Annotated in this window: 13 protein-coding genes; 11 read left to right on the top strand and 2 right to left on the bottom strand. The window is 53.1% G+C overall.

The features are described from left to right. Positions 1-191: 191 nt before the first annotated feature. From DRI82_RS12680 to DRI82_RS12655, 6 genes are all read left to right on the top strand, one after another. A complete protein-coding gene (locus DRI82_RS12680) occupies positions 192-770 on the top strand; it encodes a tyrosine-type DNA invertase (RefSeq protein ID WP_114194190.1) in 579 nt (192 codons plus the stop codon). Positions 771-1,204: 434 nt separating this feature from the next. Continuing rightward, complete coding sequence (locus DRI82_RS12675; protein ID WP_114194188.1) at positions 1,205-1,774, top strand: fimbrial protein; 570 nt, start codon at positions 1,205-1,207, stop codon at positions 1,772-1,774. A gap of 84 nt (positions 1,775-1,858) precedes the next feature. Then, the gene (locus DRI82_RS12670) at positions 1,859-2,563 is read left to right on the top strand and encodes a fimbrial biogenesis chaperone (RefSeq protein ID WP_245956831.1); all 705 of its coding nucleotides are present in this window, start codon (positions 1,859-1,861) and stop codon (positions 2,561-2,563) included. 49 nt (positions 2,564-2,612) lie between these two features. Beyond that, positions 2,613-5,213, top strand: a complete 2,601-nt coding sequence (locus tag DRI82_RS12665; protein ID WP_114194184.1) for a fimbria/pilus outer membrane usher protein — start codon at positions 2,613-2,615, stop codon at positions 5,211-5,213. Between the two features lie 53 nt (positions 5,214-5,266). After that, positions 5,267-6,385 carry a fimbrial protein gene (locus tag DRI82_RS12660; RefSeq protein WP_157968061.1) on the top strand — a complete coding sequence of 373 codons (1,119 nt, stop codon included), beginning with the start codon at positions 5,267-5,269 and terminating at the stop codon, positions 6,383-6,385. A gap of 60 nt (positions 6,386-6,445) precedes the next feature. Continuing rightward, complete coding sequence (locus tag DRI82_RS12655; protein WP_157968060.1) at positions 6,446-7,570, top strand: fimbrial protein; 1,125 nt, start codon at positions 6,446-6,448, stop codon at positions 7,568-7,570. A gap of 90 nt (positions 7,571-7,660) precedes the next feature. Here the strand turns inward: DRI82_RS12655 and DRI82_RS12650 are convergent, their stop codons facing one another. Both DRI82_RS12650 and DRI82_RS12645 read right to left on the bottom strand, forming a co-directional pair. Then, entirely contained in the window at positions 7,661-8,293 is a 633-nt protein-coding gene (locus DRI82_RS12650; RefSeq protein ID WP_157968059.1) for a helix-turn-helix domain-containing protein, read from the bottom strand. A 579-nt stretch (positions 8,294-8,872) separates the two neighbouring features. Then, the gene (locus DRI82_RS12645) at positions 8,873-9,556 is read right to left on the bottom strand and encodes a helix-turn-helix transcriptional regulator (protein ID WP_114194176.1); all 684 of its coding nucleotides are present in this window, start codon (positions 9,554-9,556) and stop codon (positions 8,873-8,875) included. Between the two features lie 770 nt (positions 9,557-10,326). On the opposite strand from DRI82_RS12645, the gene DRI82_RS12635 reads away from it, so the two are divergent. The 5 genes from DRI82_RS12635 (at position 10,327) to DRI82_RS12615 (ending at position 24,927) form a co-directional block, all read left to right on the top strand. After that, on the top strand, positions 10,327-10,848 hold the full coding sequence (locus DRI82_RS12635) for a fimbrial protein (protein ID WP_114194444.1): 522 nt from the start codon (positions 10,327-10,329) through the stop codon (positions 10,846-10,848). Positions 10,849-11,037: 189 nt separating this feature from the next. Then, a complete protein-coding gene (locus DRI82_RS12630) occupies positions 11,038-11,568 on the top strand; it encodes a fimbrial protein (protein WP_114194172.1) in 531 nt (176 codons plus the stop codon). 380 nt (positions 11,569-11,948) lie between these two features. Continuing rightward, a complete protein-coding gene (locus DRI82_RS12625; RefSeq protein WP_245956842.1) occupies positions 11,949-13,580 on the top strand; it encodes a ShlB/FhaC/HecB family hemolysin secretion/activation protein in 1,632 nt (543 codons plus the stop codon). 70 nt (positions 13,581-13,650) lie between these two features. After that, positions 13,651-24,534 (top strand): hemagglutinin repeat-containing protein, encoded by a 10,884-nt coding sequence (locus tag DRI82_RS12620; protein WP_114194168.1) that lies wholly within the window; start codon positions 13,651-13,653, stop codon positions 24,532-24,534. Between the two features lie 6 nt (positions 24,535-24,540). After that, on the top strand, positions 24,541-24,927 hold the full coding sequence (locus DRI82_RS12615) for a hypothetical protein (RefSeq protein WP_114194166.1): 387 nt from the start codon (positions 24,541-24,543) through the stop codon (positions 24,925-24,927). The last annotated feature ends 120 nt before the right edge of the window (positions 24,928-25,047 follow it).

Below are 25,047 nucleotides of genomic sequence, written 5' to 3'. Positions count from 1 at the left end.
CCTGTTACCAGCAATGTACTCTCATTTTTTTTAAAATCTGTCCAATCAAGGACTCCTGCATACTGCATCATTTAGTTACAACTAAAAACCTATTGCCAACTTATTATTTTGGCGTATAAGAATTATTCTTATAATATATTGATGCATTTTCAATATATCTATTATCGCCCAATAAACGCAATGGAAACCTCATGAAACAACGAAAACATCTGATGCAAAATGAAGTTAAAATAATTTTGGACGCCGCGCTGAAGAGCGTGAATCCAGAGAGGGATTATTGTCTGATCTATATGAGTTTTTTACACGGTTGCCGCGTGAGTGAAATCAGTCAAATGCAGATATCTGATATTAATATTGCCGGCTCCTGCCTCTATCTGCGCAGACTGAAGAATGGTTTATCGACGATGCATCCGATGATTAAATCCGAAATTGTTGCCCTGCAACGCTGGCTGAAAATTCGCGCTTCATTCAAGGGAGCGGAAACGGACTGGTTATTTTTGTCCAAAAAAGGAAATCACCTTTCCCGTCAGCGTATTTATGCGCTATTACGTTATTATGGTGAATTGGCCGGATTGACGGTTAAAGCCCATCCCCATATGTTACGACATGCCTGTGGGTATGCGTTGGCTGACAAGGGAGTAGACACCCGGCTTATTCAGGACTATCTCGGACACAGGAATATTGCCCATACCGTAAGGTATACGGCCAGTAATTCTTATCGATTCCGCACCATTTGGCAGTCTGGGGAAGTGGTTTTTGACGAAAGTTAACAGGACAGTTTGGCTCAAACTGTTCACTAGTATTAATATGAGCATCTCCGCTGTCAATTTTACGCTGCTATAAATTTACACCCTTGAAAAATCCTGTTGATTCCATTGATAAATACCCAGCCAGTTCCCCTTTCTGAATATTTTCACCTTGTTATGTTTTTCTCTTCACATTGGCAAAAATAGCCTTTGACATTATTACCCCCTCATTACTGCAACCTATAGTCAGAGTTTTTTCCTTAGAACAGTCATTGCATAAGGAAAAACTCTGATTATTGCTCCCCAGGCTACCTAAAGTTCTAACAGGACATTTTGAGCCAATTTGACTTGTTAGATGTTTTATTTTTGAGCAGGTGATTGACTCAACAGATACTGACCAGAACATCCTGGCGACAGGATACGGGTTAATCAAATAGTCATAAGTGAGCCGTATTTGTATGAAAAAATCTCTGTTATCAACAACCTTGGCGCTAGCGCTGAGCATGGGTTATATCGCCATCGCCAATGCAAGTGGTTCAGGAACCATTACTTTCAACGGAGAACTGACCGATACCACCTGTGATGTGACGGTCAATGGCGAAGCTGCCGATGCCACCGTCAAACTGCCAACGGTCGGGGTCAGCCAACTGAATGCTGACGGTGCCATCACCGGGCGCGAAAGATTCAATATGGAGCTGACGAACTGTGCTGTCGTGACTGAAGGAGGGAAAAATCAGGTTTCCGTATTCTTCCAACAAGGGGCGACAGTAGACAGTAAAGGTCATTTAATCAATACCTTGACTGATGCAACCGCTGCAACTCTCGTCGATTTGCAACTGTTGGACGCCTCCAATAATTACCTGCCAATTAACGCAGGTGATGCGTCCCAGACCACCACCACAGCGTATGCGCCAATCCCCGATGGCGGGAGTTTGACACTGCCCTATGCTGTCCAATATTACGCCAATGGCCAGGCTACTCCGGGCCTGTTCTCCAGCAGCGTGATGTATAACCTGCAATACCAGTAATCCCCAAAAAACAATGCACCGGGACTCCCCTGTTCTGGTGCATTTCTATGGTCTTATCGGGACACAAAAATAATGAAAAAATGGATGGAATTAGGATCCGTTTTATTTTGCGGACTCTTCATTTCAGGCAGTGCTTTAGCCAACGTTATTATTGGTGGAACGCGGGTTATATATCCTGAAAGCGAAAAAGAAGTGACGGTGAAATTAAGCAACGTTGGAACGGTTCCTGTACTGATACAGAGTTGGTTGGATAACGGCAATATCGACGCCAAACCAGATAATATCGATGTACCTTTTATACTGTCGCCCCCAATCAACCGTGTTGAACCCAATAAAGGCCAGACGCTGCGACTGAGTTATACCGGTACCGCGTTACCCAAAGATCGGGAAAGTATTTTCTGGCTGAATGTGCTGGAAATTCCCCCCACAGAAAAATCTGCGGAGAAACAAAATCACTTACAGGTGGCTTTTCGCTCGCGCATCAAAGTCTTCTTTCGACCAACGGGTTTGACAGGTGACGTTATTACGTCAGCGAAATCGCTTACCTGGACCTCGTCATCCAGCGGTTTGCAGGCCAGCAACCACTCTCCCTACTACATCACCGTTCCTTCAGCGGCAGTGATTCACGGGAGCAGTAAAAAAACTGCCGATGGAAAGATGATCGCCCCCTTTAGCTCGGAAGTTTTTGGTTCCGGGAAAGAATTTACCGCCAGTGCGGGCGATAAAGTGAATTATGAGTTCATTAATGATTGGGGCGCGGTAAAAATGCTGAGCTCTTCTATTAACTGATTGATGTGTTCCGTTTGGCACCTCATACGTAGCAAGAGTTTGTGATTATATGTTATCGACCAAACCATCTCGATTAGCGTTATTTATCCTCACCTCATTGACATCCAGTTATGCGCAGAGTGAGACACCTCCGCTCCCCGCAAACAGTACTTCATCGGCAGGGTCAGACGACGGATATCATTTTGATCCTTCGTTCCTGACGGTTGACGGAAAATCGACTATCGATCTCAGCCGTTTCGAAAGAAAAGGGGCGATATTACCTGGCAGTTATCTGGTCGATATTTATGTCAACAGTGAAAAAGTGGGCAGGGAGACCGTTGAGTTTCAGGAGCAACCGGATAAATCGGTGCAGACCTGTCTGAATGCTGCGACGTTCAAACGTATTAATTTGCGCTATGACCAATTACCCGCGGATCTCTTGACGGCTATCAAGGCTGACAGCGGCTGCGTAAAAATAAATCAGGCATTGCCACAGATAGGCGTTGCTTACGATTCGGGTGAACAGCGGCTGGATCTCAGCATTCCACAGGCATTACTCAATAATACTGCCCGGGGCTATGTCAGCCCTGAACTTTGGGATAGCGGCGTGCCGGCCGCCATGCTGGGGTATTCGCTCAATGGCTTCACCATGCGAACGCAGGGTGAAACCACCAATTCAGCGTCGGGTGCAATCAATGCCGGGGTCAATATTGGCGGATGGTATTTCCGGCATAACGGTTTCTATACCTGGCAGGAGGACGGCGATAAGGGCTACGACAGTACCAATACCTACGTCCAGCGCGATATCCCGGTGATTAAGGGACGCATTATTCTTGGCGAAACCAACACCCAGGGGCAACTGTTTGATACGGTACCTTTCCGCGGCGCGCAACTGGTCGATGACGATCGCATGTTGCCCGAGTCGCAGCGGGGATATGCGCCTGATATTCGCGGCATCGCCCGAACCAATGCCAGGGTGACCGTCCGGCAGAATGGCCGGGTGATCTATGAAACCACGGTCTCACCGGGTGCCTTCTCCATCAACGATCTCTATCCGACAGGTTACGGGGGCAATCTTGATGTCACAGTGACGGAAGCCGATGGTTCCACGCAGAATTTCCAGGTTCCCTATGCATCAGTGACGCAGCTTTTGCGTCCCGGCTCGCATCATTACAGCGTCACGGCGGGTCAACTGAATGACAGCTCGATCAGCAGTCATCCCGCTTTCTATCAGGGAACCTATCAGCGCGGCCTGACCAACATTATCACCGGTTACGGTGGGTTTCAGGCCAGCAATGATTACTATGCGATTCAGATCGGTAGTGCACTCAGCACCCCTGCTGGCGCGATCTCTTTTGACGTGACCCAGTCACGTACCCATGTCAGTTCGCTCGAAGAAGGGGGGATGAGTGGGCAAAGTTACCAGGTCGGTTACAGCAAATTCATTCCTGATACTGACAGTAATCTGACCATCGCCGCCTACCGCTTCTCCACTGATGGTTATATGGATTTCATGACGGCCATGCGTATGCGCGATGCGGATGCAGCAGGTCGCGATATCGATTCGATTTGGCGGGCGAAGAATAAACTGACTGTTACCGCCAATCAGGGATTACCGGGGAATTGGGGGCAGTTTTATGTTACTGGCTATGAGCAAAACTATTGGAACCAGGATGAAACCGATCTGCAATTCCAGGCCGGATACAGCAACAATTACGGCAATATCAGCTACAGCGTCAGCGCAGGACGGGTGCGCAATGACGATGGCGACATGGAAACCAGTTTTCTCTTCAATCTCAGTATGCCGCTGGGGCGTTCCGACAGTGGCAACGTGCCGCAACTCAACGCCAGTGTAAATCGTGATGGCAATGGCAATGTCGGTGAGCAACTCGGTATTTCTGGCACGGCGGGCAGTGATAATCAATACAGCTACGGGATTTCTGCGGCGAATTACAATAATGGCGTGGGTTCCAGCGGCAACGCCAACGGTGAATACCGCAGCCCGTATACCAACGTTACCGCCAGTTATGGACTGGGAGAAGGCTATCAAAATGGCTCGGTCGGTTTGAGTGGAACCATCATTGGCTATCAGGATGGCGTCGTACTCACCCCTTACACCAGCGATACCTTTGCCATTGTTGAAGCTGACGGAGCCAGCGGTGCGAAAGTGGGCAGCTACGCCGGCGTCAAACTTGATCACTGGGGCCATGCCGCGGTGCCTTACCTGAATCCTTATGAAATGAATGAGATCACCCTCGATCCCAAAGGGATTCCTTATAACGTCGAACTGGAAAACACCAGCCAGAAAGTCGCACCAAACTATGGCGCGGTTGTGCGCCTGAAGTATGCGACCCAGCATGGTTACCCGATTCTGATTGCGGCAACGATGCCTGACGGAACTAGCGTACCTTTCGGTGCCAGCGTCAGCGATCATCTGGGAAATACAGTTGGGGCAGTTGGACAGATGGGACAGGTATATGCGCGGGTGACAGATGAGCGCGATACGTTACGGGTGAGTTGGGGGAAAAGCAGTAACCAGCAGTGTCAACTTACCTATGTCCTCATGCCGCAGAGTGACAAAGGGCAATCGGCAGAGCTGACACGTTTTGCGTCGGTATGTACACCGCAAAGCGCATCCACCACTCAACCCCTCGATCTGGCCAGCAAATGATGAATATTCCGCAGAAGACAATGATGGCACGCAAACGCGGGCAGGTGAGAGGGATGATCACCTTAATCGTACTGATCGTGTCTGGCTTGATGACTCATGAGGCAATGGCGCAGGCGGTTTGTCAACTCGCCTCTGGCACACCGGCAATAAATGCCAACATGCCGTTGGCATTGTCAAATATCACCGCGGGCCCGGATATGCCGGTTGGCACCGTGATTTATCATGAAAAGTTTGTGCCAACCTACCAGCCGACCATGAATTGCAGCGCGTCACCTGCCGGATCCTACGTTCTCAATCAGGTTCTGAGTTTGTCCAGCACACCAAAACCGCTCTCTGCCTATGGCGGCAGCCCGTTTGGCGGTCAGGTGTATGAAACGAATATCCCTGGATTGGGTGTCGCGATCTGGGCCGATAATCAGGCCGTCACCACGGCGACGCCCTATATTCGGCAAAGTTTTTCACCACCGGATGGCGATCCCCAGAGTTGGTATGCAGATACATCGTTTGATATTTCCCTGATTAAAACGGGCAATATTTTACCCGGTACCCTGAGCTCGGCGTCATTGCCGAGTGTGGTCTGGCAACTTCAGGCGACATCAGGAGCCGTGCAGGGGCTGCCTGTGGCGATTGCCAGCCTGAACTTCAAGAGTTCAATTAATATCGTTTCACAAAGCTGTACCACCAGTGATTTCACGGTACAGATGGGGAGTTATGAAAAGGATCGTTATTTCAGTGGGGTCAGCAGTGCAACACCTTGGGTGGACTCCTCCATTACGTTGAATAACTGCCCGCAATTCTGGGGCTATTATGATGCCACGCCAGTGCAATGGTCGAATAACTATATTTTGAATGTGCCGAACGCCACCCAAAATATGCTCAGCGTCCAGTTAACGCCCTCAACCCCTATTATTGATGCAACACAGGGCATTATGTCCGTTGATGGGGGTGAAGAGGGGAGCGCTGCCACAGGAATTGGTATTCAATTGGCGTGGGGCAGCGCCTCAGGTTCCCCGGCTCCTTTTAATTTTGCCATACCCCAGAATTATACTGCGCCGAGCGACGGTCGAACGTCATTACAAATTCCACTGGCTGCACGTTATTACCAGACTGAGGAAAAAGTGACGTCTGGGAAGGCGAATGGCAAAGCCGTTTTTGTCATCAATTATTATTGAATGAATAGCAAATGTAAGGCAGGGCGCGGTTTTCCTGTTTTACCCTATGAGGGATTTGCAGTGAAAAAAAATCACTACCTGATGCGATTACCTATATTGCTTGGCACGGGGGCAGTTCTGATAAGTCTGGCGGGTTACAATCATGACGCTTACGCCGATACTCATTGCACGCCCTCACAGAAATATCCTGCTTACACGACGACAGTCCCCATTAATACCAGCATTACCGTCGGTGCGGACACACCGAATGGGACCGTTATCTACCGGTCAAATATAATTCCAGATAAGTATTCTGGTATTACTTGCGACCAGCCCATTAGCGGTGTTCCAGTGATGTTGGATGTCACCAATCCAAAGACAGCGTTAACGCCATGGAATACGCCGCCGTTTGGTGGCAGCGTGTATGCGACATCCGTTCCAGGAATTGGCGTGGTCGGCTGGCGTAAACAGCAGGGTACGCCGGTTCAAACGGACACTTTAGCCAATACAGAACCCGGTGACACGCTGTTAAGCACCGGTTTTGCCCTGTCGTTTATCAAGATTGGTGATATTGCACCCGGTGAGGTGCAATTGTCCCTGGTACCGAATATGACGCTGGATATTCCTTCCTTGCCGGGATATAGAGGATTTCCGATCAATTTGGGAAAAGTGAGTTTTACCGGAACGTTGCACGTTGTTTCGCAAACCTGTCAGACACCTGACGTGAATGTTGATTTGGGACAGCGTGAAATTCGGCAGTATTTCAACGGGATTGGATCAGCGACGCCGTGGGTGGATTCTTCTATCACTTTACAGGATTGCCCCCGATTCTATGGTACCTATGATGACAATCATTATCAGGAGTCATGGGGTGGTGAGGCGCCAACCGGCTCGCCAGGGGAGAACCTGTTGACGGTGACGATCACCCCCAACAGTGACATTATCGATGCAACAAATGGAATTATGGCGTTGGAGTCATCCGATAACGATTGCTCTGCGCTGGGAGTGGGTATCCAGATCGGCTGGGGAGAGGCAGGAAATTCTCCGGTTCCGTTCAATTTCATGTTGCCACAGCAGTTTTATTTGCCAAATAGCGGGGTAAGCAGTTTCAGAATTCCGCTTGCTGCACGCTATATCCAGACTGAACAAGCCATAGCGCCTGGGCGCGGCGACGCCAAAGCGACATTTTTGATCAGTTACTATTGATCCGAACCTGTTTATAACAGGTCGGGATAGACAAGAAGGGCGTTCTTTCATTACCCGTCTAACGATTCCCGGGTAATGAAAGGAAAAAGCCTAGAACTCCATGGGGAGATGAGCCAGTTGGACAAGGCAGCCTTTATCCAGCGTAATATATTGTCCTTTCTTGAGCTCGGCAAAAATCTTGAGTATTCCACTTCTGGAGAGTACCGTTCTTTGCTGGATGTATTTTATTGCCGTGATTTTCATACGGAAACTTTCGGGGAGATTCATTAATTCAATCAGTTTACTGCGCACCGTAATATAGGCGCGGCTTTGAATTAATTGGTTCTCAAGGTAACATAAATAAGATATATGATAAGCCAGGAGTAACGAAATGTCCTGCCAAAGGAACTCCTTTTCTATTACGGTAAATGCATCCTGAGATTCTATCTTTAACAATGAAGCATCGGTATCTACCCGCATCTGATAAATATTATCCCGATGCAACGCCTCTACAACCCCCAGAATATGGGGTGGACGAAAGGTTGCAAGCAATAGGTTGTCGTGATTTCGATAAACAGAGATCTCACCGTTTTTCAATAAATATATCTGCGATTTCCCCTTTGCATTTAACCAGGGGAGTCTTGTTCCGGCTTTCTTTGTCATCAATGTACACTGCGTAGCCAGAGAACTGTATAAATTACTAATCGCCCGGAGCGGCTTCTTGGGATACATCGTCTCATTCATCACTTTCATTCCATGAATTACTGCTTAATTAAGCCAGTGTTGGCTGTAATATTAGTGATGAGTATTGTCCTGTTTCCATAAATAGTCAATAAAACAGACCTGTCTATATTTGGTTCTAAAGAACTCTGCACGTAATTAATAGGCGTGCAATTAATTACGTGTATTAATAAAACAAACCGCTAACAACTTCTTAAGGAAAACGCTCTAATTACTTAAAGTTGTTCAGTTATTGGTGACATTGTAGACAAATTAACGGTTTGTTTTATTATGCAGGCTCGCATTAGTTATTCAAGTAAAAATGAATTGTTCAAAATGCGGTGTAGATCATTTTAAGGAAAAGAGCAGCGCGAACCAAAAGAGGTGCTGCTCATTGAAGGTTGATCTTTAATAGGAACGAATATGACGCAAGGGGACATTAATCGATGCGATTTATACCTTTATCAAATCATTATTAGTTACAACATACAAAATAGTTATCATACTACGCCCGACTTCAGCTTGGGTGCTTGCAATCTGGCCTGGTAGACAAAGCCTACCCCGATAACGGGTTAGGCTACTCAACTCAAACGGCCTTTGCGCCTATGTTGCCAATGCTGACGTATCTGATGAAGATTCCAGGTTTGCTTTGCGCACCAATGTGTCTACCATACTCCTGCTGTTATCGCACATGATCAGACGATGTAATGAGCGAATCCCCAGTTTATGCAGTGCTGATCGCTTGTGATGACTGACTGTTTTGTTGTGAATGCGCAATTTCTGAGCGACATCATGTGTCGAATTCCCTTGCAGCAAAAAGCCCAGCACGTTGAGTTCCTGATGGCTCAGAGATGCCGCCATAGATTTGTGCGGTCTCATCATGTTCAGGGGAAGCATCAAGATTTCTTTTAACTGCATTTGAAATTCTTGCAAAGGGCTCGCCCTATCCAGAACAGCATGTACGTTATGTAACCCCAACAGATGGTTTCTTAAATGGCCTACTGAGAACGTCGGCGCGATAATAATGACCTTGGCGTCGGGGGAAAACACAGGGAGCCGTTCAACAATAAAACTCAATGTTTTACTGGGGTTACTTCCATTGCCCTGCATCCCGAGAATAAAAATATCCGTATCCGATGTATTCTTTCTTGGATAGCGACTGGAATTCAGGTCCTCGATATCTGTAATCACGTTGACCGGACAGTCACAGTCCATATTTTCCAGTAACGACTTTATCCCCACTCTGGTGTACATGCAGGCATGTTGCAGAAAAATATTATTTCCCATGGTTAATTCCTTCTAAAATAAATCCTTGCACAGGCTGAACTCTTTAAACTTGATTGAGTCATTTCTGCTAAAAGCGCGGTGATAATCGCCAGGATGGGAATAATATTACTGGTAAGAATTTCTTCGTGTCAAAATTCCACTCCACGCCATTGAAAACTTGATTTTTTCTTTATATTCAATTGGATAAATGAGTATCCCACTATAATTTCGGTTTATTCTTACATGAAAGGCTGATTTTGCACTGGGTTTTAGTTTCCCCAATGAAATAAAAATCAGCATATAATAATGAAAAAATAGAAAATAAAAGTATATAAATCCAATTAATCAATAGAAATTGCGCTTAATCTCTTTAATTGATTTAAACACTAAAAACACCAAAATAAGAAGTTTATGAAAGTAAATTTTAATCAATTTACTGAAAATATTAACTTTCTTTTGTGCAATATTAATGCTGGCGACGGCAGTGCTGGAATTGACTTATCAGTAAAAAATAACGCGGAGACCGGCCAGTTACACTTTGTCATAAAGTGTACAAAAAACAACAAAGGCATAACTAAAGTCGCCTACTAAGAATCCAAAATATCAGTAATCTGTACGCATCAGGTAAAGGATGATTACCCCTGAATTGCGTGTGATAGCCCCTCACTTCTGACCGATATGGCTATAAAGGTGGGCAGGGTGAAATGATGAAAGAGTTCGATATCCGCGCATTGAATTAAATGAAAAGGAATTAACCCTAACCCTGTTATTAATTAAATAGAGATTTTATGATGAAGAAGAATTTACTTGCTGTTGCCCTGCTGTCCTCTGTTGTTGCTGCTCCTGCCGTATTTGCTGCAGACGGTACAATCAACTTTGTCGGTGAAATCACAGACGTTGCCTGCACCGTTGATACCAACTCGCAGAACCTGACGGTCACCCTGGGCAAAGTGGCCTCCACGGCATTTACCGGGGTTGGTTCGACGGCTGCCCCGACGGCATTCCAACTGATCCTGAAAGATTGCCCGGTTGCGGCGAGCAGTGCTGTGGTGAAGTTTGACGGTACCAGCGTGGCGGGCGACAACAGCCTGCTGGCAATAGGCGACGGAGTAGATACGGCAACGGGCGTCGCAATTCAACTGACAGACGCCAGCCAGCAGATCGTGAGATTATTTGAAAATTCACAGCCTTATGCCCTGGTCTCCGGTGCAGATAACCTCCTGGAGTTTGTTGCCCGCTACAAGGCGACGTCCGGTGCGGTAACGGCGGGTATTGCCAATGCCAGCGCCCAGTTTACGGTGATATATCAGTAAAAAGAGCGGATAAGGAATAACGTGGTTCGATGCACATCCATGTCTTGTATTTAGCCTTGTAAATAAAGAGGCTGGAAAGCATAAATGCAATGAACCACGCCATCCTTTTAAATAGGTAATTTATTGCTGGTTGAGAATAATTAATTACCCATGACGCAGGCAGGAATTGGAATAACGGAGGGTGAGGCAATGATGAAATTGAAACCGTCAGTCAAATTGGCATATGGCAGCGTAATACTGTTAGTCACGTATAGCATGGGACTTAACGCAGCGGATGTCAGTACAATCAATATTACGGGAAATGTCATCGCCTCTCCTTGTGTTGTTGACAGCAGCAACTCGGTCATCAATGTCGATCTGCAGCAGATCCAGGCGACGACTCTGGCGACAGCGGGAACCGGGAGTGAGTGGAAGTCTTTCCAGATAGTCCTGAGAGACTGCCCGGCATCCACCACCAAGGTACAGGCCACCTTTGCTGGCACTCAGGATGGCGCAGATGCCGAACGCTACAAGAACCAGGGCACGGCAACCAATCTCTCGATCGAATTAACCGGGAGCGATGGAATGAACTATGGCAATGGCAAGACGGCCACAGTTGATGTAAACAGCGGCAGCCAAACTGCCACGTTTTCACTGCGAACCCGCGCTTACACCGCGAGTGGCGGGGTTACGCCCGGCTCAATCAATGCCTCGGTCGTCGCCTCGTTTACCTACAATTGATAGACTTTACGCGGCAGCAAAGTCTATCGCCTCTCTTCAGAAAAGCGCCGCCTGTTGCCAGGCGGCGCTCTCATCGTTCAGATTCATTGAACAATATTTCTCATAAGCAATTGTAACCAATCCTTTCTATCGGTTAATATCCGCACACTTTTCTTTTACCCAGACCACTGGGGTGCTCTTTTTTATCAATCTGACAAAGACCGTTTGCTGACATGGATGGCATGAAAAAGCCCTCTGTGCCTATTTGCATGCATTGTGCTGAGTTGAATTTACCAAGGGTTACAGGGATGAACCGTAATAATGACCGCTGTCGGGCGCTGTTTTTCAACGCCTGTCTTTTCTGTCTGGCAACACACCCCGCGGCGCGGGTGTCTGCCGCTATGCTCCCACCGTCCTTGTCTCAGGACGCGGCCGCCATTGATGCCCAGGAACAAATGCGGCAGCAGGAAAGGGAACGGGCTTTACAGCAGCAAAATACCCCACAAACCGACATCCGGCTCACCCGGCCAAGCGTCTCGTTGCCGGATTACCCCGCCAATGAATCCCCATGCTTTACCCTTACTACCTTCACATTGGCAGGGGACTCCGCCAGCCGTTTTCAATGGGCGCTTGATGCCGTCAAGGACGCCAAAGGCCGCTGTCTAGGATCGCAAGGGATCCTGTTGGCGATCAATAAAGTCCAGAATGCCATTCTGGAAAAAGGCTACGTCACCACGCGCGTCATGGCCCAGGAGCAGGATCTCACCCAGGGTGTATTGACGCTCACACTGCAGCCAGGCCGCATTGCCCAGATCCGTTTTGTGGAGCCGGTGTCTTATCGTGCCAGATTATGGAATGCCGTCCCGGCCCGTTCCGGGGACATCCTCAACCTGCGCGATATTGAACAGGCGCTGGAGAACTTCAAGCGTGTCCCGAACGTTGAGGCGGACATTCAGATTGTGCCGGGCACCCAGGAGGCGACCAGCGATCTGCTGATCGCCTGGAAAGAGAGCCGCCCGATCCATCTCAGCCTCGGGCTGGATGACAGCGGCTCTGAAAGCACCGGCAGGTACCAGGGGTCAGCCACCCTGTCGATTGATGCCCCCTTTGCCCAGAACGACCTTTTCTATGCCAACATCGGCAGAAGCCTCTTTCGCGATGGGCCGTATGACAGCCGTTCCAACACGGTGAACTACAGCATTCCCGTGGGGGACTGGGGCTTTTCCGCCAACTACAACGACTACGATTATTACCAGAGTATCCCCAATGCCAACGAGACCCTCCGCTACAGCGGCAAAAGCGAAAGTGCCCAATTAACGGTTTCCCGTTTGCTGTTTCGTAATCAGTCACACAAAACCACACTCAATATGCGCGTTTATCGCCGTCATTCAACCAACGCCGTAGAGGACATTGAGTTTGCAGATCAACGGCGCCGCACGGCGGGCTGGGAGCTGGGGTTCAATCAACGCAGTTATCTGGGTGACAACACGCTCGATGCCAATCTCAACTGGCGGCAGGGGACCGGGGCATTTGGCGCCCTGCCTGCGCCGGAAGAAGCCTATGACGGCGGCACGGCCCGCCCCAGCATGCTCATGGGGGATGTCAGCCTGAACCTGCCTTTCCAATGGGCCAGTCAAGCCTGGCGCTACAACACCAGTGTGCGTGGGCAATGGAGCAACGAGCCACTGACCCCCCAGGATCGTCTGGCCATCGCCGGGCGTTACACCGTGCGCGGGTTTGATGGCGAACAGAGTCTATCCGGTGAAAAAGGCCTGATTTGGCGTAACGAAGTGGCCTGGAATATGTTCTCGCGCGGTCATGAACTCTATTGGGGGGCGGATTATGGCCGTGTTGATGGGCCCGGAACCCGACATCTGGTTGGGCAACAGCTGGCAGGCACCGTGCTGGGGGTGAGAGGCGCATTCTGGCAGCGCGTCAGTTACGACCTGTTTGCCGGCGTCCCGCTCTATAAGCCGGAAGGCTTCCACACCTCGGGTGTGACCACCGGTTTCAGCATTAACCTGCAAATCTAGCGGTGAAGAGCGGGCAGTGACGGCAAACGTTTTTTATTGAATGGGATCATTTTTATCAGGGAAGTTGCTCATGAACAAACAGTGCTACCGCATCATTTTCAGCCGTACTCAAGGTGAATTGAGGGTGGTGTCAGAACTGGCCCGCAGTTGCAGTAGCCAGCCAGGGCAAAGCCGCGGTACCGGCGGTGCCCGCCTGTGGGTGACGGTGCGCCGCGCCCTGTGGCTGATTGGGCTGGCGTTGTTCGTCGAACCCGTGCTGGCCAACGGCATCGTGGCCGACGGCCAGCTTGCGCCCGCGCAGCGCCCGGAAGTGATCAACACCCAGAACGGGCTGCAGCAGGTGAATATCAATGCGCCGAATCAGGCCGGTATCTCGCACAACCAGTACCAGCAATTTGATGTCGGCCAGCAAGGGGCGATCCTCAACAACTCGGCGGTGATGACCTCCACCCAACTGGCGGGTTACATCCAGGGCAATGCCAAACTCAATCCGAATGCGGCACCCGCCAGCGTCATCATCAATGAAGTGAACAGCAACAACCCCAGCCAGTTACGCGGTTTTCTGGAAGTGGCGGGGGGCAAGGCGCAGGTCGTGGTGGCTAACCCGTCAGGCATTGTGTGTGACGGCTGCGGCACCATCAATGCCGGGCGTATGACGCTGACCACCGGTAAACCGCAATTGAATGCGGATGGCAGTCTGGCGGGCTATCAGGTCGAACGTGGGCTGATCCGGATTGAGGGCGGGGGCCTGAATGGGGACTCCCGCCACGACACCGAGTATGTCGATATTCTGGCCCAGGCGGTGCAAGTGAACGCCGGGGTCTGGGCGCGTGAAGGTATCTCCGTGGTGGCGGGGCGCAACCAGGTCAGCGCCGATGGCAAGACCGCCAGCGCGCTGGCTGCCGTGGGCGACAATGCGCCTGAACTGGCGATCGACATGGGCCAGATGGGCGGCATGTACAGCGGCCATATCCGGATGGTCGGCACCGAGGCCGGGGTGGGCGTTCGCAACCAGGGCGGGCATCTGCAGGCTGACAAAACCCTGACGGTGAGCAGCGAAGGCAAACTCACCTGGCAGGCGGGCACGGCGGAGCCTTACACCCAGGCCGGGGGTGACATCACCTTGACCGCCAGGGACAGCATTGAACACCAGGGCAAACTGTACAGCGGTGGCCAGCTTGTGGTGCAAAGCCGCCAGGGCGACATCCGGCAATCCGGCACCCTGGCGGCGGCAGGCAACGTCACGCTGCGCGCCGGGCAAGGGATCCAGAGCAGCGGCAATCTGCTGGCGGGCAGTGATGCCAACAGCACCCTGATCCGCCCGGCGGATTTGACGCTTGAAAGCCAGGCGGATATTCGTGCCAGCGGCAGCTTGCTGAGCCAGAAAAAGGTCAGCGTTACCGGTCGCCAGGTGGATTTAAGCCAGAGCCGCCTGGCAGCCGGGCAGGCCGTGTTGACCGCGCAGGCCGGGGACGTCGTGCTGCAACAGGCGCAGGTGGACAGTGAACAACTCACCATCAACAGCCAGGGACATCTCTACACCCAGCAGGCACAAATCCGCGCCGGAAACTGGCACATCACCGCCGACAGCCTGTTCAACCAGGCGGGCGTCTGGTCACAGGTGGGGGCGGGGGAAAGCCGTTTTGCCCTGACCGGCATGCTGGATAACACCGATGGCAGCATTGAAACACAACAGCTCAGCCTGGATACCGCCAGCCTCACTAACCTGCGTGGGCGGCTGGTGGCCCTGGACGGCACGGCGCAGCATTGGCGGGTGAGTGGGGTGTTGACCAACCAGTCCGGCGTCATGGGCAGCAACGGCAGTTTGCAACTGGATGTCGGGGCGTTGACTAACCAGCAGGGCACGCTGCAAAGCCAGTCATCCCTGGTCGTCACGGCGCAAAATGGGCTGGATAACAGCCAGGGCAAGTTACTGTCCGGCGGCAACCTGACCCTGAACAGTCAGGGCACGCTCAACAACCGTGCCGGTGAGATCCGTGGCCAGAGCCTGTACCTCGCGGCACAGGCAGTGAACAACGCGCAGGGGATGATGGTCAGCCAGGGACAATTGCGCCTTGATGCCCGCCAGTCGATTGACAATCAGCAAGGGCTGATAGACGCGGGCGATGGGCTGGAAATCACCACCGAAGGGCGCTGGGATAACCGTCAGGGCACCGCACTGGGTGGCAGTCAGGCCCGGATCGTGGCGGGCAGCCTGGACAACGCGGCAGGCAGGTTGCAGTCAGGCGGTGAACTCACCCTCACTACCGCTGGTGATGTCAATAACCAGGCGGGCACCCTGACGGCGCAGCAGGATCTCTCCTGGCAAGGCGGCGCACTCAGCCTGTTCAATAACGATGAGGGCAAACTGTTAAGCGGAGGGTCGCTGTCACTGAACGGCGGACAGCTGAACAACCGGCAGCAGGGGCTGGTCCAGAGCCAGCAGGCGCTGGCATTGAACCTCTCCGGGGCCTGGGACAACCAGGGGGGCAAACTGGCCAGCGGTGGCAGCAGCACGGTGCGTGCGCTCAGCCTCGTCAATACCCAGGGTGAAATCCAGGCGCTGGACGCGCTGGACATGCAGTTCACCCGCGCGCTGGATAACCGCAGTGGCAACATCATCAGCCAGCGGGCGCAGCGGTTGCAGGCCGAGAACATTTTTAATACCCAGGGCTGGATCGGCAGCCTGGGCACGCTGACGGCAGTCAGCCAACGTTTTGATAACCAGCAGGGTGAAGTCGTCAGCCAGCAGGACGCCAGCCTGACCGTCACCATCTGGAACAACCAGTACGGCATACTGCAGTCTGCGACCAACCTGGTGCTGCGTGCGGCTCAGGACGTCTACAACCAGGGCGGAAAAATCAGTGCGCAAACGCGCCTGTTGCTGCAAGGGGTCACCAACGTGACCCCGGCCGGGACTTTACACAATGCGGGCGGGCAACTGCTGGCGGGTGAACAGTTACAGATCCAGGCTCAGGGCATCGATAACCAGCAAAACGGCCTGCTCTATAGCCAGAAACAGCTGCAACTGACCTTGAACGATCAGTTGGATAACCGCCTGGGCAAGGTGCAAAGTGGCGAAGGGATGCAGATCAGCGCCGCACAACTGCTGAATGCCCAGGGGGTCATTGACAGCCAGCAGCAACTCAGCGTGCAACTCGCGGGCTTGTTGGACAATACCCAGGGTACCGTGCGTACCAATCAGGGCCTGCAACTCTCTGCCGACCGCGTACAGAATGCCCAGGGTGTGATGAGCAGCCTGGGCAGCCTCCAGCTTACGGCCCGTCAACTGGACAACAGTGCAGGCACCCTGATAAGCCAGGGGGCGGGCGACTACCGGTTCACCACGCTCAACAACCAGCAGGGAAAAATTCACAGTGGTGACAGCCTGAGTCTGGACGGCAGTACAGTGAACAATCAGGGCGGCCAGCTGGTGTCCACGCTGGCACTGACACTGAACAGCGACAGCGTGGATAACAGCACCCAGGGGATCATCAGCAGTCAGGGGGCGTTGAGCCTGAACACCCGGCAGGTGAACAACCGCGACGGTGGCCTGCTGATGGGCACCACCGATACCACGATCAGGGCGCAAACCCTCGATAACACCGCAGGCCGTATACAGAGTGCTGGCACATTGACGCTGTCACAACTGGACTGGCTGGATAATCATCAGGGTTATCTGTTAGCCAACAATAACCTGAGTATCAGCGGCAGTGCGGTCCCGGCGCTGGCGTTGTCCAATCAGGGGGGTACCATTCAAAGCGGTGGCGCGCTCACCGTCTCGACACAGACGTTGAACAATCTCGGCGGCACCCTGCTGAGCCGGGGGGCCCTGACGCTGGATCTCCAGCAGGATTACACCCATCAGGCGACCGATATACTCAGCAGTAACACCTCGGTCACCTTCCGCTTATCGGGCATTTTCACCAATCTGGCCGACTGGTTGCTCCCCGGAGAGTTAATCCTCTCTGGCCGCGCCGTGAACAATCTGGCTACCCTGGTGGCGGGCACCCTGACGCTCACCACCGGCGCGCTGACCAATCAGGGGCGCATCGAAGCCGATACGCTGACTCTCGACGTCGACAGCCTGGATAACCAGGCCACGCTGATGGCCGACACCCTGTCAGTCAACAGCCGCACCCTTGACAACCACGGCAGCCAGGCGGTGATAGCCGCCACTGAAAACATCAGCCTGATAACCGGTGAAACGATGACCAACCGGGATGGCGCACTGATTTACAGTGCCGGCAATCTCTCCCTCACCAGTGGGGATATGATTGAAAACCGGGCCAGCCAGATCCAGGCACAAGGGGAGGTGACGATAGCGGCCCAACGCCTGCATAACCTGCGTGAAGGGCTGGATATTGCCCGTGACGCCCAGACCCGCACCGAGGATCTGCATCTTTACAACTACTACTGGCGCTCTTACGGGGAAGACGTCAATACCGATGTCAGCTCCATGGCACCGGTGACCCAGCGCCTGACCTTTAACGACGCCACCGCCGCCAACAGCAATCCGTATGGGACGATCCTGGCGATGGATGCCGCCAGCAAACAGGCGCAAGTCCAGGTAAAAGACGCTACAGGGAGCCTGATCAGCCTGTGGGTAAACTACCTGGCCCTGATCCCGAATGCCGATGGCAGTTATGACATGACCTTCTATGGCACTCAGGGGTGGCGGCAGCGAACTGTCCCCACCCCGTATCAAAACACCGTCTGGTGGAATGCCACCGACAGCGAAAGGATAGAGCTGTGGAGCCCCGATCGGTTTATTGATATTGCCAGTGCGCCCTATGTGACGGATTACAACAACCTGCGTGAGCGCAGCATCACCGGGACCGTCACGACGGATCAACTGATCTCTGCCGGTGTCGGGGCATCCCTGCTGTCCGGCGGTAACATGACGCTGCACATTGGCGCACAACTGCTCAATGATGCCAGCACCCTCAGCAGCAATGGCAACCTGACCATTGACGGGACCGCCAACATTGTCAATCAGGGTTATTCGGTCAATGAACGCCGTCAGGGAGTCATTGTCGATCACTATGACCGGGCGGAAGGACACTGGTATCCCACCTACAATCTGGATGAGACCACCGCATTGACCACCCTTGATGGCATCATCAGCGGGTATGGCAACGTCAGCATCCAGGGCGTCAGCCTCGCAAACACCACCGTCAATCAGGCGCAGATAAGCGCCGTGGACGCAGCCCGGAACGCCGCTGCCGCCGAGCGTGCCGAATGGGAACGCAACCCCCTGGCGGTCAACATCGAGGGGGGTGACTGGCAGGCGGCAGATACCGGCCTGGCAGGGGGTAGTCAGCCGCTGACACCGGGTGAGCTGGCGTTAACCGACCTGCAGCATCTGGCGAACGTGGCGACCACTATCCCCAATAACGGCCTGTTCCGCCAACAAACCGAGCCGGACAGCCCTTTCCTGGTGGTGACCGATCCGCGCTTTGCCAACAAAAGCAACTTCCTCAGCAGTGATTACCTGCTGCAACGGGTGGGCTATGACCCCAGCCAGGTGATGAAGCGCCTGGGGGACGGGTATTACGAACAACAGGTGGTCACGCAGCAATTGCTGGCGTTAACCGGCCGTCAGTCATTGCAGGGTGACAATGCGATGGCGCAATACCAGGCCCTGATGAACAACGGCATCAAGGTGGCGGAAGATTTCCATCTGGTGCCCGGCGTGGCCCTCACCCCGTCACAAATTGCCGCCTTGCAGCAGGATATCGTCTGGCTGGTAAGCGAAACGGTACAAACCGCTGACGGCCCGCAGACTGTGTGGGTGCCGCAAGTCTATCTGGCCAACACCACGGTGCGCGTGAGTGGTGATGGTGCGGTGATTGCCGGGGGCAACCTGCAGTTGTCAACCGACAGCCTCAGCAATGCGGCGAATCTGTTTGCCGATAAGGCGCTGGGTATTGATACCGGTAGCTTCCTGCACCAGGGCGGCGATATCCGCGCAGATACGATCAATGTGCAGGCCGACAGCACCAGCCTGAGTACCAACCTGCAGGATGCGTTGCGTCAGGCGGGCATGAATGCCCGGGAACTCAGCCTGAGCGGCGGCGATATCAGCCTGCAGGGGGCGAAACTGAGTGCCACCGAGAGCCTCAGCCTGAGCGCCAGCAACAGCCTGAGCATCACCACCGCGCGCAGCAGTTATACCGCCGATCTGAACATCCTGTCCGGGGCGATGGGAAGTCGTACCAGCGAAAGCATCGACATGGCGGATGGGCGGATGGCGCAAGTGAGTGGCGAATGGCAGCAGGCACTGGGCAGCAGCGTGACGTCTGGCGGCAACCTCAGTCTCAAGGCGGGGCAGGATATCACCGTACAAGGCAGCCAGGTCCAGGCCGGGGGGCAACTGGGATTACTGGCTGGCGGGGATATCTCGCTGTTGGCGGACACCACCACCAATAACACCCATCTGGAGGCCAACAGCCGTACCTCGACGGTGAGCAACAGCCGGCAGGCCGACACCCTGCACACCACGACCCTGAGCGGCAGCGACGGGGTGACGATGCTGGCGGGAGGGGACTTTGTCGCCGAGGGCGCACAGGTTGAGAGTGCGTCGGGCAGTATTGGCCTGAGTGCGCAACAGGTGACCATCGAGGAAGCGCGCCAGCAACTGAGCGAAAGCGACAGCGAACAGAGCAAGGTCGGCAAAACGCAAAGCCAGCGCGAGACCGAGAGTTCGAGCGATGTCTCGCTGGGGAGCGTATTCAGCGCCAAAGAGGGGATCACCGTCATCGCCGGGCAGGGTGATATCACCGTGCAAGGCAGCACGCTGCAAAGTGAGCAAGGGTCGCTGGGGCTCAAGGCGGCCGGGGATATCACGCTCACTGCCAGCCAGGATGAACAGCACTTCAAGCAACAGGGCAGCAGCAGCAGTAAAGGGGTTCTGAGCAGCAGCCAGAGTGCCTACCAGCGGGAAGAGCACAGCAGCACGGCCAATGGCAGCCTGCTGAGCGGTGACAACGTAACACTGCAAGCCGGGAATGACCTGCGTATACGGGGTTCCGCCGTGGCGGCTGACGGAGATATCACCCTGAATGCCAAAAATAATGTGACGGTAGAGGCCGCGACCAATACCACCAGTTATTACGAAATGAACAGCACCAAAAAGAGCGGTGTGTTCAGTGGTGGCAACCTTGGTGTCACGGTGGGTTCACAGTCCAGCAAGTCTGAGCGTAAAGGCGCAGAAGTGACTGAAAGTGACTCCCGCAGCATCATCGGCACCACGGGCGGTAACGTGATTATCAACGCCGGCGATCAGGTGACACTCAGTGCCACAGATGTGGTAGCAGGGCGCGCCGCCGGGGATAATGAGCGTAAAACCGGTCATATCGACATCACGGGCAGTGACATCGCTATTCTGCCGGGCCGTGACAGCATTACGCAGGATACGAAACAATCCAGCAAGAGCAGCGGCCTGACGATTTCCGTCGCCGACCCCATTATCAACGGTATCCGTAATATCCGCGACATCGTCAACTCTGACAGCGACGGCATCACCAAAGTCAGACAACTGGCCAATGAAATAGGCGCGACCAGTGTCGATATGGGGATGGGCGCTGCACTACCCATGACCTATGGCCGCTCATCGTCGAACAGTGAGAGCCATTACGAAGGCACCTTCAATTCCGGGAGTACCCTGAATGCGTCAGGCAACGTTCAGTTAACGGCCACCGGCGAAAAGGGCCAGGGCGATATCCTGATCCGCGGTAGCCAGGTCAGTGCCGGTGAAGCGGTGATTATGGATGCGAAGCGTGATGTGGCCATCGTCACCTCTACCGACTCGGAGCATCTGAGCAGCAGCGCCAGTAGCAAAGGCTGGAGTGTGACCGATGGTATGCCAGGTTTGGGGGCGGTAGCACGCGCCGTCAATGGAGCGCCGAACAATGGTAACGATGTCCTCCCGTTTGCCATGGATAAGTCCAACAGCACGGCAGACCGCACCAGTACAACGGAAAATGCCTCACTGATCAGTGGCTCTGATATTTACATCAACAGCCGTGAAGGCAGCGTGGCCATCGCAGGGAGTTCACTGACCTCGGTTAACGACCTGCTGATAGGTGCCGATAAAGGCAATATCACCGTCACCACCGGTAATAACACGATTCACGAGGCACAGTCGGGTAGCCATACCATGGTGGGTAATCTTGGCGGGGATGGCTACAGCGGTACCGTCGGCTGGCAGAAGGACGATTTTAGCTCAACGGCAGACAGCAACCAGCAGAGCACCTTGCGTAGCCAGATTGTGAGCCAGAATGGCAATGTCTCGCTCCAGGCCGGAGAAGATGTCTCCATCCATGGTGCTGATATCAGCGCCGGAAAATCGTTGCTCGTCAGCGGTAATAACGTCCTGTTTGATGTGAGTGAAGACAGCCTGAAGACCCACAGCGAGTCCTCATCAACGCAGTACGGTGTCAAGGGACAGGTGTCCGGTTGGGTGGCCAGTGCCGCGCAGACAGCAGAAAAAGCGGCCCGCTCGGCCCAGGATGGCGATGATCCGCGTCTGACCGGGATTTACGCGGCGCAGACCGGGTTGACTGTTGCCACGCAGACCATGCAGTCGAACATGAACCCGTCAGCCTTCAAGGTGAGCGCCAGCGCGACAGCGGGCAAATCGGCTCAGGAGCAGGATTACAGTCACCAGCAGCAACAGGGGAGTACCTTGCAAGCCGGCGACGCGGTGGTGATTAAGGCCCGTAACGATATTGTGGGCCAGGGCGTGGATATCAGCGGCAAGAGTGTGGTGCTGGACGCTGGGCGGGATATTGTCCTGAACGCCTCGCAAGATAGCGAGTCCCAGAAAAGCAGCACCAGCGGCAACTCGGTGAGCGCGGGCGTCGGTTTCTCAATGGGCGGCAGCCAGAATGGCTTTACCGGTGAGCTGGGTTACAGCCAGAACCAGAGCCGAGAGGACGGTAGCAGCCAGAGCAATAACAACAGCAAGGTACATGCCGATGACACGTTGACTATCATCAGCGGGCGCGACACGACGCTCACCGGTGCAGAACTCAGTGCTGACAAGGTGATTGCGGATATCGGACGCGACCTGAGCATCGCCAGCGTGCAGGACAGTGCGAGGTATGACAGCAAGTCCACATCGTCTGGCATGAATCTGAGCGTCTGCATCCCACCGGTTTGTTATGGTTCGGTAGTCGAAGGCAGTGTGAGCGCGAATGCAGGGAAGCTGCACAACAACTTCACCTCGGTTACAGACCAGAGCGGGATTTACGCCGGGCAAGGCGGCTTTGATATCACGGTGGGCAATCATACCCAACTGGACGGAGCGGTACTGGCCTCTGAGGCCACGGCGGATAAAAATCATCTGGATACCGGCACGCTTGGCTGGAGTGAGCTGAAAAATGAATCGGAGTGGAGTGGTAAACAGGGCGGATTTACGGTGTCTGGGGGGGCTGGACTCAATAAAGACACCCAGCAGTACGCACCGAGCTCACAGGGCTTGCCTTCTACGGGTCTCGCTCAGGTCTCCGGCAAGGAGAGTGGCATAACGCAAAGTGCCATTGCCGACGGCACCATCACCATCCGGGATAAAGAGGGTCAGCAGCAGGATGTCGCGGAACTGAGCCGAGATACCGCGAATGCGAACCACAGCGTGGAGGATGGCTTTGACAAGGATAAGGTCCAGGACAAGCTGGATATCCAGAAGGAAGCGGTCGCGCTGGGCATTCAGGCGGCAGATGCGTACAAGACGTCGATGGAGCAGCAGGCAGCCGCTAAAAACGCGCAGTTGAGAGAGGAATTGGGTCAGGCATATCCTGAGGCTACCAAAGAGCAACTCGATGCGGCAGTGAAGAGTGACAGCCGCTATATTGACGCCGAGAAAGAATACGGGCCGGGCAGTGACTTCTGGCGAGAGACCTCGGCAGCGACGGGGCTCCTTGCCGGTATTCTGGGGGGTAACCTCCAGGGCGGTTTGGCGGCAGGAGCCGCGCCCTATATGTCGAAGCTGGTGAAGGATGCGGCGGGAGAGAACGAAGCGGCGCGAATTGCGTTGCACGGTATTGTCTCGGCCGCCCTGACGCAGTTACAGGGCGGGGATGCGCTGGCGGGTGCCGCAGGAGGTATGGCCTCTGCGGCGTTAATGGGCAATACTCTGTCGAAGGCGTTCTACGGCAAGAACGTAGACGAGCTGGATGCAGAGCAACGGACCTTTATCAGCAACCTTGCCACCGCAGTGGGCGTAGCGGCAGGCGGTAGCGTGGGCGGAGACACGTTCTCGGCGTCCAGTGGAGCGAATGCTGCACGGGTGGAGGTGGAGAATAACTCGCTGTCGTTGGTGCTGAAAGTCTGTGGAGTCGCTGCATCATGCCGTAACAAGGTTGCAGAGCAGTTACTGGAGATCGGTGCCAAGGCAGGTATTGTGGGTCTTGCTGGAGCGACTCTCAAGGACGTGGCAGATAATATAACGTCCGATGAACTGGATCATCTAATTATGTTACAGATGATGGGCACCAGCGAGATCACTGAGAAGTATCTCAATTCGCTTCAGGATAAATATGCACCGGATGCAGCTTCGAACCCGAATATAGGTAAGGATCTGACGGATGAGCAGAAGAAAGAGCTGGGTGGAACGGGTTCAGGTACGCCGGGCGGTTGGGGGCCAGAGGACGAGGAGAATGCTAGGAATAGTGAACAAAAAACAACTGTTGATGATCTGATGTCTTCATCATCAAAAGGCCAAGAAACTACAGGGCGATCAAAGCTCTTTGAAAGAACTGGTGGTAGTGACGCCGCTAATAAAGAATTTGATTCATTAGCACCTACTGAAATTAAAGATATCCCGGGTGGCCGAGTTGGTAAACTTCCTGATGGCCGAACAGTTATTGTCAGAGAGCGCAGCACTGATGGCAGGCCAACATTAGAAATCCAGTCTGGCAAGAATAGAATTAAATTTAGATATGATGAGTGATGGTATATGACTGAAAAATTAGTGAATATTGCTTGCGAAGAGCATTGCTTGCAGCATAACCAATTATCCGATTTTAGATATTTATTTGGAACTCTTGAGCTAGTTTTAGCTTCAAGTCATGCAGATAAAACTAAAAAAATCCGTGTTGTATTTGACTGGATACATTCTTTTCGTGTCACTGATGAAGGTGACTTGTTAAAAATGCAAGATGAACTGAATGGCCAAATGTTGACAGGGATCTACAAAGTAGAAGGATCTTATTATTTAACATGGTTTAACGAGCAAAGTGCCAATATACATGATGGAGATCCTATCGATCATTACCTCATAGTTACAGGTGATGATGTTATCGATGTCCTGTCTTCAGTCAGTCCAATAATATCATCTTGTTGATGAATAAATATCCTCCGGCATAGCCGGAGGTTTTTCATATGCGCCTATAAGGCTCTCTTGCCAGCCGCGCCCTAACAGGCGCATCGCGATCTGACATTTGCATCTATGGATTACTTACGG

The sequence above is a fragment of the Edaphovirga cremea genome (assembly GCF_003332275.1).
In the GTDB taxonomy this organism is placed as follows: Bacteria; Pseudomonadota; Gammaproteobacteria; order Enterobacterales; family Enterobacteriaceae; genus Edaphovirga; species Edaphovirga cremea.
This window is presented reverse-complemented; position numbering and strand designations above follow the sequence as displayed.